We start from the raw sequence: 13,340 nt of genomic DNA, 5'->3' as shown, positions 1-13,340 counted from the left end.
GTGACCCAGACCACGCTGTCCATGGACGATACCGCCGATGTGATCGACGCATTGCGCGAGGCCTTTCCCGCCATTCACGGGCCGCGCAAGGATGATATCTGCTACGCCACGCAAAACCGTCAGGATGCCGTGAAATCACTGGCGGACGAGTGCGATCTGATTCTGGTCGTGGGTTCGCCCAATAGTTCGAATTCGAACCGGTTGCGGGAGCTCGCGCAAAAGCGCGGTACGGATGCCTATCTAATCGATGGTCCTGCGGATATCCGTGACGCGTGGCTTTCAGGCAAGCGACATATCGGTGTAACGGCTGGGGCATCTGCGCCGGAGTTGCTGGTACAGCAGGTGGTGGAGGCATTGCGCTCCCGGGGCATGGACCGTGTTTCCGAGGCCAAGGGTCGCGAAGAGCACATTACCTTCAGTTTGCCGAATACGTTGCGTGGTGATTAAAGGGTTTTGACGCTTCAACAAAAAAGGGGCCATAGGCCCCTTTTTTGTTGATAGCTAAATCAGGTCAGTGCCAGCAATCCTGTACGGTTACCCCCGTGCCAGTGATGCCTTTCTGGCCTAGATTGGTGAGTGTAAAACTACCGCAATCATCATCGCCTTGGCCGCCAACGGGAGCGGCGGTAAGCGTGTATCCGGAACAGGCGTTGGCGCCGGCCAACCCGTTACACCCCCCGGGAGTAGACGCTGATACGGATACGGTATAAGCATTGCTCGATGTACTGACTGAGTTGCTGCTGTAGCCAAGCTGGCTCATATTGATGGCATAGGAATTGTTGGTGGTGTAATAACGTTCCTGTTTGCTGGCTGCTTCCTGCAAAAGCGTAACGGCGTCGGTGCGCTTGGCCTTGCGTGCATAATTGAGGTAAGCAGGCACGGCAATGACTGAGATGAGAGCCAGTATGGCCACCACCGTCATCAACTCGATCAAGTTGAAGCCATAATTGCGGCGTTGGGTTGGCGTATGGGACAGCATAAGCACTCCTGTTTTATCCAACATTGATGCATATCCAGGGTGGGGACCAATAGTCATTCCTGTTCTACTCGCCCGGTGTGCTTCGGCTAATAATGGGTTGGATCTTGGTGACGACTTTCATGGCTATGCCCCCTCCTGTGGCGGGCAGAGTGAGAATATGCAGTCGCACCATCATCCCTGGTTTCAATGCATCCGGCTGCTTTACGAGCGTGGTCTGAAGCTCGGCAAGGTATCCTGGATCAATTTGATAGCTGCTACCGTCATTCAGCGTGACAACCGCATCCGAGAAATTCAGCGTCTGCAAGGTGCCGATTTTTTCGCTGGTCGTGCCAACTGTGTCAATAGCCGAGGCGCTGGCAAAAACCATTAACAGAATGCAGGTGAATGCAATTCTGAAGAGTGGATTGTTGTACATGGCGCGTTTGCTCCTATAGCAAAGTCAGAATCAGCGGATGATACGCCAGGATTTACGTCCTTCTTCGCCGGTCATGAATGGCAACTGATAGAACTGGCCGCCTTTGGTCGAACCGGCGAGGGCGCCACCGAAGAAGCTGGGGCTGCCCGCGGCGGCTGTACTGAACTGTATGCCGCCGACGCTGCCGATACCGGGGACGCCCAAGTGGAAAGGCTGATAATTCATGCGTCCGCCCGAGGCGAGATCCAGTGCCATCAGCCAGCCGCTGCCGCCCGTCGAGCAAGGATCCGAACTGGGTATCAAGGTGCTGAACGTCACGCTCTTGCCGACGATAACCGGATCAGCGACGACCATTTCCCCTTGACGAATCCAGCTTGTCGGTGTGCCGGTGTCAGCTGGATCGGGTTTTTCCAGATCCACATACCAGCCCATGTCGGCCGACCAGTCGATCTTGTTTTGAGTCAAAACACGGGCGACGTAGCCTGGAATGGGATTCTCGTAGATGATCTGTTGTTGCAGCAAATCGGCACGGGTAAGCGGTGGATTAGCGGCAGGCGTTCCCGCGGTACCAACGTTCGGCACCGAAAAGCCATCGTGGTCCCAGATGCCATAAAAGCTCTGGTTGGTCGACGTGTCCGCGATGTTGTCGTTGTTTTCGATGTACTTGCCGGTGCCGAAGTACACCATCACACCGTAAGTGCGCCCCTTGGGGTGCGATTCGGCGACCACCTTGGTCGTGACGGGTTGCCGTTTGGCAGGCGTGGATGCATCCGTTGCCTCAAACAGCGGAGTGGGCTTGGGATTGCCGTATTTGGAAACGTGCCACTGAGACGGGTTCTTGGCTGTGAGATCGAAACGCCATACGTTGCCATGCAGGTCAGCTGCATACACGTAGTCGGTGACGCCGTCGCCATCCAGATCGATTGGCGTGGATTCGGCGAGGCCGTTCGGGTCGGAGGTGCTGCCAGACTCGGTATCGAGTTTGGCAAGGATCGAGCCGGTCGCCAGGTCGAGTACGTAAAGCACGGCGTGACCGGAGCCGACATGGGAATCCGCGATTGTGTTGCCAAAGCCGTTATTGACCAGCACGCCCCACTCGTCGTTGTGCAGGCGTACGATGTGCGGCTTTCCATAGGTATCACCAAGGTCGGCATCGTCCGCGTCGGTGAATTCCCACATTACGGTACTGGCAGCATTGGCTTCGGTAAGTTGAGAGGGGTTGGTTACGTCCAGTGCGTAGATTTCCTGGCCGCCAGCGCCCATACCGCCGACCAGGACGCTGTGCCATGCTGCAGCTGAATCCGCCGGTTTTTTGAAAAACGCATCCGTGATTTCCATCTGACCATCGACGAAATAATGATGCAGACCCGCGGTGCGGTAATTGGGGTCGGTCAAGGTGGCAGCGTTCTGCATCGCCACCTTGGGCATGAACGCGAATTGCTCCTGACCGTTATTGTCCGAATTCTGGAACGTGCCGCTGGAATCGTAATGTCCGGCCTTGAAGGCATGCAGGAAGCCGTCATTCGAACCGACCCAGACCAGGTTCAGGCGGGTTTTGTGGGCGCTTTGGAATGTCGCGTAATCCGTTTCCGGCCCGGTCGTGCCATACAGGACGTCCTGCCACTTGAACGTCGAACTGGAAGTGTAATAGTCATAATCGAAGTCAGGGGCGGGCTGGTAAACCGGCGAAGAATTCACGATGTCGCCGAGTACGTAAGAGCGGTTGCGATAGCTGCCGCCGCTCTTGACTTCCTGCGCACGGTCGCCGCGCAGCCAATCGAGACGGTTCTGGCCGTCGGTCGCCGTACCGCCATCCTCGAGCGCCGTTTGTTCTGTGCTGGAAAGATTGCTCCAGGTAAAAGGTACGCCGACACCGCCAGCCGTGGTGATGATCTGCCGGCGGTTGGCATCCGTGGAGGTCGGATCCCAGTTTTGCGTGTTGAGTACGGTTTGGGCGTGCCAGGCCGGCGGACAGAAGGCGCCACGTGGGTAGAGTGATGTGGGGGTACAGGTCAGGTTGCCGGTGCCGTCGGAAATCGGGCGGGCCGCGAGGTCGCCGGACCAGTCGGCGCTGTCGAAGGTGGCCAGAAAGGCTTGCGAACTGGCCAGCAGTCGACCGGTGCTGAACGAGGCGCTGGACGAAGACCCGGTGCGATTCTGGATGCGCTGGATAATGGTCTTGAACGCGGTGACGATGTCGTTCGGGTTCTCCGCGCTGAAGAACTGGCCGCGAGAGTCGATGGCGGCATGGTACAGGTCGTAGACGTTTTCAGGCGCCGCATCAGAACCAGTTGTAGGCCAGTTTGTCGCGCCGCTGGCGAAGGCATCATAAGCCGGTGCCGCATAAGTGTCACCGCCCCACTGGGGGCTGGTGAGCCAGGAACCCAGGCCTACACCGACAGTAAAGGTGACCATATGCTGCCAGCTGGCCGGGTCGTTCTTGGGATTCCAGTAAGGCTGGATGGTTTGCGAAGTGCCACCGGAGGTAACGGTTTCCGCCGTGGTGACAGGTTCGTATTTAAGCTCGCCGGAATCACTCAGCGTGGACCGCAGGTCGGTGCGCCAGTAGTAGTAGGCAATATCGGCCAGGCTGGTGCTGTTGTTGTCCGTAAAGGGCGGGTGATCGGCGGCTACGTAGGATGTACCGTCGGGAAGCGTATGGTCACTACCATCCTGATTACCAAAACTCGTGACGGAGCCGTTCCAGATACCATCGGTCATGATGATGGAGTAGTTCTGTCGGCATGCGTAGGTCGGAGTGGAGGTGACCCCGGGGTCGTATTGATACGGGCGGGATGTTTCGTACATGGCGCCGGCACGGGCCAGTGCGGCACGCAGCGGCGTGCCGCCCGAGGCTGGCAAACGGGACAGCCAGCTATAGAAATTATCCTTATGGGTGCCGGTGAAGCGGGCCAGCTGGTTGTCGTAGTAAGAGTTGTTCCAGCCGCAACGCTGACTGGAACCGAAGGCTCTGCATCGATTCAACACCTGCCAGGCGACACGAGTCTGATCATTAAGCTGCGCGAAGGCCAGGCTGGAGCCGGAAACCACGGACAGATTGCGGGTCCGGTAGAAGGAATACCAGTTGGCGAAGTTCTGACGCTCATCGGTGCCGCCAGGGCCGGAGGTCGAGCTTACATCGACTCGAGTGTAGCAACCGTCATTGTTGGTGCCACCCGACAGCGTGCATGAGGAATCATAGACATAGTAATAGGCGTCGCTGGTCGAGTAGGCGTTGTAGGTGGGCCATTGCCTAGAATAATAGCCATTGGCGTAAACAACCCATTGATAGCTGCTGCCCGGCGTATAAGAGACAGGCGCTGCATAGTCGGAGCTCAGGTCGATACAGCCGAGTGAAGTGTCAAACCCATCGATATAGGCACATGTGAAGCTGGTGCTGTAGGTGTTGCCGCTGGCATCCACGGGAGCGTCGTAAGTGACGTTCGGGTTGTAATAAAGTGCGTTGAAAGTGCTCGATTTATAGCGGTCGGTATATCGGTTTCCACCCATGGTGTCAGGCACGTACGCCCACGCCATACTCCCGGAATCATCGAGCGTCAGCGTGATGTTGGGTGGAACGTTGGTGGCGAGGAACAACGGCTGTTGGGCAATGCCTAATGCTGCCAGAGCCGCCTGCGGCACCAGTAGTGGAACAGCAAGCGCCAGTGATGCCAGGAGATATCTCATCTTCCGACTGAAACTGAAGGCTTGAGTGTTCATGTGGCTGCTCCTTGTGGAGAGTTCGGTTCGCATACGTGCGGTGCCTGAGTAGTTATGCAAACTGAATTTTTCCAAATGACTGAGAAACATCTTGGTATACCGGTTAATGTCAGGGGACGATCGCATACACGTTCTGCAGTACAGACACCGCACCGGAATACTTTGCGCCGACCCCGCGCGCGGTGATCCGGTAATAAACCACCTGGGCTGTCGTGCTCTTGCCGTACTGGGATGTCGGCGTCAACGAGCCGCCCAGGTTCGTGCTGTCAATTTCCTCAATGAAAAACTGAGGATTGTTGGCAAGTATGGGTGTGGCGGTTGTGCCGACCGCGCCACTGGTGAACGGACTGGATGCCGGTACCGCCGGCATAGGGGTTCCGGTTATCTCACCGGCGTTCGGCGGGAAATTGCGTGGGTAGTTTGCCTTTGCCCACAATGTGTCTCCGCGGAAAGCCGCTATGTCGGCGCCGGCAGTGGTGGAATAAAGATCGCCCGTTTTGATGGCCCAGGTGGCGGGAGAAACACTGGGTGCACCATCAGTAGATATGTCGTACGGATGGTTGGGGTACGGGGGATTCGGTTGGCATGGTGCGGTGATGTCGGGCTGGACACAGTTCAGCCAATCCTCACTGTAAGCGATGGCTGCCTCGGCCGCTTCGTACGAAAGGGATTTCTGACGCAGGTTGGAGGCCATGCGTTCCTGCAAGCTGACATTGCGGATACTGCTGACGCCGAGAACGGTCAGGATGAGCAGGAACAGCAGGGAGGCAATCAGGGCGAAACCTTGCTGGGTCGCTTTTGTATGTTTGGTTAAGGAAAACAGCATGGCGGGCCTCATTGGATCAGATTGTTCTCCAGCGAGATGTAGCGGGTGACAAGGCCGGAGGCGAGCAGCAACCCGATGGCGATACTGCGCACCGTATCCCAGTTGCCCACGCTGCCGGCCTTCACGTACTGGTCGACCGAACCATCACCATCCAGATCGACACCGTATAGAATTTTCATGTTGTCCACGTTCCGGATCAGGATCTGCTGGCCAGAAGTGACGCCACCGGTGGTTGTGGTGCAGGACAGGGTCCGGTTGGTGGTGTTGACGAGAAATTGCTCAGTAACGACCTGAGGGGTGGCGTACGAACCGGGAGGCGCGGCCCCTGTGCATACAGGGATGGAACTGTCATCCTGAAAACTGAACGTAACGGTGTCCGGTGTCGCCGTGCTGCCGCCGTCCGTACCGCTGAGTATGACGCCGCTGGTACTGGTGAAGACATTCACGTTGTCGGCGGTGGAGTTGGTCTTATAGCCGGCCAAATGCAGGTTGTTGGATAGCAGGAAACTGGTTGCACGGGCGTTTTCCTGCAGGCGGGACTGCCATTCCTGGACCCTGAAGCCCTGCTTGTTGCTCTGAAATATCTGGAACAGCGCGAGCAGAAGGAACAGGCTGATCACCAGTGCGATCATCAGCTCGATGAGGCTCAGGCCCTGTTGATGCTTGAGAGCCGGCGCGTTCATGGATAGATCACCGTGGTGAAGGTTTGCGTGCCAGAGGTCCCCGCTTGCGTCGTGACTGTGCTGGTCTGTTTCTCGGTCCAGGAAACGCTGACGGTGTAGCCGGACGTCGCTGTGCATGGCGCGTCATTGCAGAGGACCGTAATCGTGCCCTGCGGGAGATCTGTGCTAATCATCTGGCTGATATTGACCAGGTCAAAGCTGGCCATATCTCCGATGGTGCAGTTGGTGGTCGTACAGTCGGTGGGGGCGCTCGTCGGGATGGCCGTGGTCCCACTGGGGAGGGGGGTTTTCGAGGATTTGTTGGCGTAATTCAGCGCCTGCACACCCGGCATATTGCTGCGCATCATGGCCGCCAGATTTTCTACATCCATCTGTGCGATGCTGCGCATATAAGAGGTGTAGTTGTTGGCCAGCGCCAGGGTCTGCATCCCGGCCAGACCGAGCAGGCCGATGGCGACCACGAGGACCGCGATCAAGGCCTCAATCAGGCTGAAACCAGCCTGTTTTGATCTGCTTATGGGCATGCCGAGCCCCTTTGCAATTGATAATTTCCGACGGTACTGATGGTCAGGCAGCGGCGGTCACTGGGCTTGTCCGGACTGGAATGCAAAGTTACCTGGCCACTGTTGCTGGTCATCCCGACATTGTTGTAAGTGATCCTGTCGTCGATGGTGCTGCTGGTTCCAGTCAGCGTATCCCCGACGGTTGAGCCGCTATGCACTAAGCCGCTATGCACCTTGAGGAGTTTTTCACCGGCATCGACGGTGCCGTTGCCGTTTATGTCGTTAAAGACGATCCAGCCGAAGGTGTAGGGGCCGTTCGTGCAACTGGCCTGATTATTACTAGCGCACAGGGTGACCGTCTGCCCCCGCTTGACGGCTTCGCTGCGGGCATAGGCGACATCCGTGGTGAAGTCGTTGATTTCGCTGGCCAAGCGGTTGGTCGTGGTCAGCCACGAGTAGGCCGGAAAGGCGATCATCGCCATGATGGCGACCAGCGCCACCACGGTCATGAGTTCGATCAACGTAAAGCCGTATTCGTCTTTCATGCCCTTTATTTAAGAGAGTGGGGGCATGAGGTAAAGCGTCGTATGGACAGGAGGTCCGGACACGCCGACAAATGGTGGTGCGTGGTGGTGACCTGCCGGCATGGTGAACAAGTTTTGCGCTGGTGTCGGCTCGTTGTTTCCGGCCAAAGCGTTTCATAACCTCTTGATTTTAAGCCGCTGACTATCGGTCTGCCTTTTTTCTTTACGACCCGCATTTTGCACCTGTCTGGTGCGGTTCATTTGTAAGACAAGTATTCCCCGGCAGTGCATCAGGTCGCCGAATGGCCAAAAAATCCCCGTAAAAACGCTTTCGACCCATCGGTCAAATATTCGATGCTGCGCCCGGTTACAGCCATCCATAGAGGGTGGCAATAAGGTTATCGGAATAAGCAATTTGACGACTTCCAAGGTGAAGTACATCTTTTTATCAAAATAATTATCAATCCATAAATTCGACTTTTGGCCCGGTTCGGGCAGATGTCGAAAAGAATTGCGTTTTGGAGGAGAGGAGCCAGATGTCTGAAAGTCGGGACACGTCGCAGTCCATTGACGAGATTTGCGAACGCCACAACGGGAAGCCGGGTGCGCTGCTTCCCATTCTCCATGATGTCCAGGGTCAATACGGATTTATCCCACGCCATTCGGTAGCGGAAATCGCCACAAACCTGAATCTCACCCGCGCCGAAGTGGACGGGGTGGTCAGTTTTTACTCAGATTTCAAGACTTCGCTGCCGGCGCGACGGGTGATCAAGATATGCCGTGCCGAGGCCTGCCAGGCCAGCGGCGGAAGGGATATCTGGAATGCAGCCGTTGTCGCGGCCGCCGCCAGCGGTGGTTCGGTCGAGGTGGAGGCGGTGTATTGCCTCGGCAACTGTGCATGCGGCCCTTCCGCCCAGATAGACGACCGGACTCTGGGCCGTCTGGACGAGGAGCGGATTGTCGCGCTCATTGCCGCTCCCGGCAGGGAGGGCGACGCATGAAGGTGTTTGTTTCAGCGGACAGCAGTTCGCTTTCGATCGGCGCCGGGGAGGTGGCCGATGCCCTGGCCGGGGAGGCCCAACGCAGAGGGTTGGAACTGGATCTGGTGCGTACCGGTTCGCATGGCCTGTTCTGGCTGGAACCCTTGATCGAATGCGAACGAAACGGGCAACGGGTGGCCTTCGGCCCGGTTTCGCCGCCCGATGTGCCGGGCATTCTGGATGCGTTGCAGACCGATGATCTCGCACATCCGCTGAATCTCGGATCGGTGACGGCACTACTCGAGTCCCAGGGGCAGCAGCGGATCAACTTCAAGCGTTGCGGATTTGTCGATCCCGTTTCATGGGATGACTATCTGGCAACAGGCGGAACGCAGGGTGTACGCAAGGCGCTGGAACTCGGGCCGGAGGCGGTGATCGATGCCGTTACCCGATCCGGATTGCGCGGGCGCGGCGGTGCGGGGTTCCCCACCGGTGTGAAATGGCGCACCACCCACAATGCCGCGGCCGACATGAAATACATCGTCTGCAACGCGGACGAAGGCGACAGCGGCACATTCGCCGACCGGATGTTGATGGAAGGCGATCCCCTGAGCCTGATCGAAGGCATGGTGATCGCCGGATTCGCGGTCGGGGCCGTGCAGGGCTACATCTACCTGCGCTCGGAATATCCGCATGCGCGACGTGCACTGCAAGCCGCCATCGATGCCGCCTACGACAACGGACTGCTCGGCAATGACGTTCTCGGCTCCGGGCAGCGCTTTGACCTGGAGATCCGGCTGGGGGCCGGCGCCTATATCTGCGGCGAGGAAACCTCCCTGCTGGAAAGTCTGGAAGGCAAGCGGGGGACTGTGCGATTCAAGCCGCCGCTGCCGGCAATAAACGGCGCGTTCGGAAAACCGACGGTGGTAAATAACGTCATCACGCTGGCGACGGTGCCGACAATCCTGGCGGACGGTGCCGACAGCTATGCCGCCCTGGGTCACGGCAAATCGCGTGGCACCCTCACCGTGCAGCTAAGCGGCAACATACGTCGCCCCGGGCTCTACGAGCTGCCCTTCGGCGTCACGCTGGGTCACCTCGTGGAAACGCTGGGGGGCGGAACGGCCTCGGGCCGGCCGGCCAGGGCCGTCCAGGTCGGCGGCCCCCTGGGCGCCTATTTCCCCGTTTCCCTGTTCGATACGCCGCTGGACTACGAGTCGTTCGCCGCGCGCGAAGGCATGCTCGGTCACGGCGGTGTGGTGGTCTTCGACGATACGGTGGATATGGCCGCACAGGCGCGCTTCGCCATGGAGTTCTGCGCCATCGAATCCTGCGGCAAGTGCACGCCCTGCCGGATCGGTTCGACGCGCGGCGCCGAGGTCATCGACCGTATCCGGGTCGGCATCGAACGCAGCGCAAATCTGGCGCTGCTCGAAGATCTCTGCGACGTGATGGAGCACGGTTCGCTGTGTGCGTTGGGCGGCCTAACGCCCTACCCGGTGCGCAGCGCGCTGAAACATTTCCCTGAAGACTTCGGTATGTCGGTCGGCGCAGCCGTCGCGACAGGCTAGGAGGTGGATCGATATGGCATTAATGCATGATACGGATTACGGAACACCGGCGAGTACCGACAGCAAGCTCGTCACGCTGACCGTGGACGGGCAGACCGTTGAGGTTCCGGCAGGCACCTCCGTGATGCGGGCCGCGATGGAAGCGGGCATTTCCGTTCCCAAGCTGTGCGCCACCGACAGCCTGGAGGCATTCGGTTCCTGTCGACTGTGTACCGTGGAGATCGAAGGACGCCGGGGCTACCCCGCTTCCTGCCATACCCTGGTGGAGCCTGGCATGGTGGTCCGCACGCAAACGCCGGCGCTGGAAAAGATGCGCCGCGGCGTCATGGAGCTTTATATCTCCGATCATCCGCTGGATTGCCTGACCTGCTCGGCCAACGGTAACTGCGAACTGCAGGATATGGCCGGCGAAGTGGGCCTGCGCGAAGTCCGTTACGGCTTTACCGGCAAGAATCACCTCGAGGCGTCGACCGACGACTCCAATCCGTACTTCAGCTTCGACGCCAGCAAGTGCATCGTCTGCTCGCGCTGCGTGCGCGCCTGCGAGGAGGTCCAGGGGACCTTTGCGCTCACCGTGAATGGCCGCGGGTTCGACTCCGAGATCAGCGCGGGGCAGCGGGAAGCGTTTCTGGATTCCGAGTGCGTTTCCTGCGGCGCCTGCGTGCAGGCCTGCCCCACGGCCACCCTGATGGAGAAGTCGGTCATCGAACACGGCCAGCCGGAGCGCAGCGTGGTGACCACCTGCGCCTATTGCGGCGTGGGTTGCTCGTTCAAGGCCGAGCTGCGCGGCGACCAGGTCATCCGCATGGTGCCGTACAAGGACGGCAAGGCCAATCACGGCCACTCCTGCGTCAAAGGGCGTTTCGCCTGGGGTTACACCAGCCATCCCGACCGCATCACCAAGCCGATGATTCGCGAACAGATCACGGACCGCTGGCGCGAGGTGAGCTGGGAGGAGGCCATCGGATTCGCCGCGCGGCGGATACGCGAGATTCAGGCGGCGCACGGTCGCGGGTCGGTGGGTGCCATCACCTCCTCGCGCTGTACCAACGAAGAAACGTTCCTGGTCCAGAAACTCGTCCGGGCTGTGTTCGGCGTCAACAACGTGGACACCTGCGCGCGGGTGTGTCACTCGCCCACCGGCTACGGACTGAAAACCGCATTCGGGACCTCCGCCGGCACGCAGGATTTCGATTCGGTGGAGGAATCCGACGTCATCATGGTGATCGGCGCCAACCCCACCGACGCCCATCCGGTATTCGGCTCGCAGATGAAACGCCGCCTGCGCGAAGGCGCCGGGCTGATCGTGGTGGACCCGCGCCGCATCGATCTGGTCCGCACGCCCCATGTGCAGGCGGACTACCATCTTCAGCTCCAACCGGGATCGAACGTGGCGCTGGTGAATGCCCTGGCCCATGTCATCGTCACCGAAGGGCTGGCGGACGAGGCGTTCGTCGCCGAACGCTGCGAGCCCGAGGCCTACGCCGATTGGCGCGAGTTCATCGCCCGCCCGGAAAACGCGCCGGAGGCCGTTGAGGCGGTAACCGGCGTGCCGGCCGAACAGCTGCGCGGTGCCGCCCGGTTGTACGCGGGTGCCGACAATGCGGCCATTTATTACGGTCTGGGCGTGACGGAGCACAGCCAGGGTTCGACCATGGTCATGGGCATGGCGAATCTGGCCATGCTGACCGGCAACCTGGGGCGGCGCGGCGTCGGCGTCAACCCGCTGCGCGGCCAGAACAACGTCCAGGGTTCCTGCGACATGGGCTCGTTCCCGCACGAGTTCCCCGGCTACCGCCACGTGGCAGACGCCGCCGCGCGGCAGGCCTTCGAGCAGGAATGGGGGGTAAGCCTCGATCACGAGCCGGGGTTGCGCATCCCGAACATGATCGACGCCGCCATCGCGGGCAGCTTCAAGGCGATCTACATCCAGGGCGAGGACATCCTGCAGTCCGATCCCAACATCCAGCACATCGCCGCCGGCCTGTCGGCCATGGATTGCGTGATCGTCCAGGACCTGTTCCTCAACGAAACGGCCAGTTACGCCCACGTCTTCCTGCCGGGTTCCTCCTTCCTGGAAAAAGACGGCACATTCACCAATGCCGAACGGCGCATCAACCGCGTGCGGCGCGCCGTTGCGCCGGCCGGCGGCATGGCGGACTGGGAGATCACCCAGGCCCTGGCCCGGGCGCTCGACTATCCCATGGACTACAAGCACCCGAGCGAAATCATGGACGAGATCGCCCGCACCACGCCGACCTTCGCTGGCGTCAGCTACGAAAAGCTGGAACGCGTGGGCAGCATCCAGTGGCCGTGCAATGACAAGACGCCGGAAGGCACGCCGACCATGCACATCGGGACGTTCGTGCGCGGCAAAGGCCAGTTCATGCTCACGCCTTACATTCCCACCGAGGAACGCACCAGCCGGAAATTCACTCTGCTGCTGACCACCGGGCGCATCCTCAGCCAGTACAATGTGGGTGCGCAGACGCGCCGGACCGAGAACGGCGCCTGGCATGCCGAGGACCAGCTGGAGATCCATCCGCACGATGCGGAACAGCGCGGTATCCGCGACGGCAACATGGTGGCGGTGCGCAGCCGGATCGGCGAGACCACCCTGCGTGCGCGCATCAGCGACCGGGTACCGCCCGGCGTGGTGTACACGACCTTCCACTTCCCGGAGACGGGCGCGAACGTGGTCACCACCGACCAGTCCGACTGGGCGACCAACTGCCCCGAGTACAAGGTCACGGCCGTGGAAGTGATATTGAGCAACACCCTGTCCGACTGGCAGGCGCGCTATCGCGATACGCGTGACGAAACGCTCGGGCTTCCCGCGCAGCCGATGGAAGCGGCCGTGGAGGCCGATGAATGAAGGCATACGGTCACGCGGCGGTCGACACAGCCGGGCAGGTTGTGGAGGTGCCGATGGACGCGAGATCCGTCGTCGAGCTGCCTCAGCCCCGAACCGCGCCCTATCGGGAAGTGCGAACGGGGCACTGGGACGGCGCGGGCCTTGAACGCGGGCAGCGGCGCGTGCCGGAAGAGGTGCCGGTCGCGCTGCGGGTGAACTGCATCGATTACGCCGTCATGCTGGCCAGCCCGGCCGACCTGGAGGATTTCGCCTACGGGTTTATGC

Annotated in this window: 12 protein-coding genes; 5 read left to right on the top strand and 7 right to left on the bottom strand. The window is 59.9% G+C overall.

Translation table 11 applies throughout. The features are described 5' to 3' along the window. A partial coding sequence (gene ispH, locus P8Y64_12870; GenBank protein ID MEJ2061358.1) for a 4-hydroxy-3-methylbut-2-enyl diphosphate reductase occupies nt 1-447 on the top strand: 447 nt, incomplete at its 5' end. Nucleotides 448-511: 64 nt separating this feature from the next. On the opposite strand, the gene P8Y64_12865 is transcribed toward ispH, so the two are convergent. The 7 genes from P8Y64_12865 to P8Y64_12835 form a co-directional block, all read right to left on the bottom strand. Further along, nucleotides 512-979 carry a type IV pilin protein gene (locus P8Y64_12865; GenBank protein MEJ2061357.1) on the bottom strand — a complete coding sequence of 156 codons (468 nt, stop codon included), beginning with the start codon at nt 977-979 and terminating at the stop codon, nt 512-514. 64 nt (nt 980-1,043) lie between these two features. Then, nucleotides 1,044-1,394 (bottom strand): hypothetical protein, encoded by a 351-nt coding sequence (locus tag P8Y64_12860; GenBank protein ID MEJ2061356.1) that lies wholly within the window; start codon nt 1,392-1,394, stop codon nt 1,044-1,046. A 30-nt stretch (nt 1,395-1,424) separates the two neighbouring features. Then, the gene (locus tag P8Y64_12855; GenBank protein MEJ2061355.1) at nt 1,425-5,114 is read right to left on the bottom strand and encodes a PilC/PilY family type IV pilus protein; all 3,690 of its coding nucleotides are present in this window, start codon (nt 5,112-5,114) and stop codon (nt 1,425-1,427) included. A gap of 109 nt (nt 5,115-5,223) precedes the next feature. Further along, nucleotides 5,224-5,940 carry a pilus assembly protein gene (locus P8Y64_12850; GenBank protein ID MEJ2061354.1) on the bottom strand — a complete coding sequence of 239 codons (717 nt, stop codon included), beginning with the start codon at nt 5,938-5,940 and terminating at the stop codon, nt 5,224-5,226. An 8-nt stretch (nt 5,941-5,948) separates the two neighbouring features. After that, the gene (locus tag P8Y64_12845; GenBank protein MEJ2061353.1) at nt 5,949-6,623 is read right to left on the bottom strand and encodes a PilW family protein; all 675 of its coding nucleotides are present in this window, start codon (nt 6,621-6,623) and stop codon (nt 5,949-5,951) included. Beyond that, the gene (gene pilV / locus P8Y64_12840; protein MEJ2061352.1) at nt 6,620-7,147 is read right to left on the bottom strand and encodes a type IV pilus modification protein PilV; all 528 of its coding nucleotides are present in this window, start codon (nt 7,145-7,147) and stop codon (nt 6,620-6,622) included. Before pilV ends, P8Y64_12845 begins: the two co-directional genes overlap by 4 nt. Next, entirely contained in the window at nt 7,138-7,671 is a 534-nt protein-coding gene (locus P8Y64_12835) for a GspH/FimT family pseudopilin (protein MEJ2061351.1), read from the bottom strand. Before P8Y64_12835 ends, pilV begins: the two co-directional genes overlap by 10 nt. Nucleotides 7,672-8,186: 515 nt before the next feature. Here P8Y64_12835 and P8Y64_12830 point away from each other — a divergent pair. The 4 genes from P8Y64_12830 to P8Y64_12815 form a co-directional block, all read left to right on the top strand. After that, nucleotides 8,187-8,651, top strand: coding sequence for an NAD(P)H-dependent oxidoreductase subunit E (locus P8Y64_12830; GenBank protein MEJ2061350.1), 465 nt, complete (start codon nt 8,187-8,189; stop codon nt 8,649-8,651). Next, the gene (locus P8Y64_12825; GenBank protein MEJ2061349.1) at nt 8,648-10,201 is read left to right on the top strand and encodes an NADH-quinone oxidoreductase subunit NuoF; all 1,554 of its coding nucleotides are present in this window, start codon (nt 8,648-8,650) and stop codon (nt 10,199-10,201) included. The genes P8Y64_12830 and P8Y64_12825 overlap by 4 nt, the downstream gene beginning before the upstream one ends. 13 nt (nt 10,202-10,214) lie before the next feature. Beyond that, a complete protein-coding gene (fdhF, locus tag P8Y64_12820) occupies nt 10,215-13,076 on the top strand; it encodes a formate dehydrogenase subunit alpha (GenBank protein MEJ2061348.1) in 2,862 nt (953 codons plus the stop codon). A 53-nt stretch (nt 13,077-13,129) separates the two neighbouring features. After that, nucleotides 13,130-13,340: sulfurtransferase FdhD (locus P8Y64_12815; GenBank protein MEJ2061347.1), on the top strand; the 211-nt coding region annotated here is incomplete at its 3' end.

It is taken from the genome of Gammaproteobacteria bacterium, assembly GCA_037388465.1.
Taxonomy (GTDB): Bacteria; Pseudomonadota; Gammaproteobacteria; order SpSt-1174; family SpSt-1174; genus JARRKE01.
This window is presented reverse-complemented; position numbering and strand designations above follow the sequence as displayed.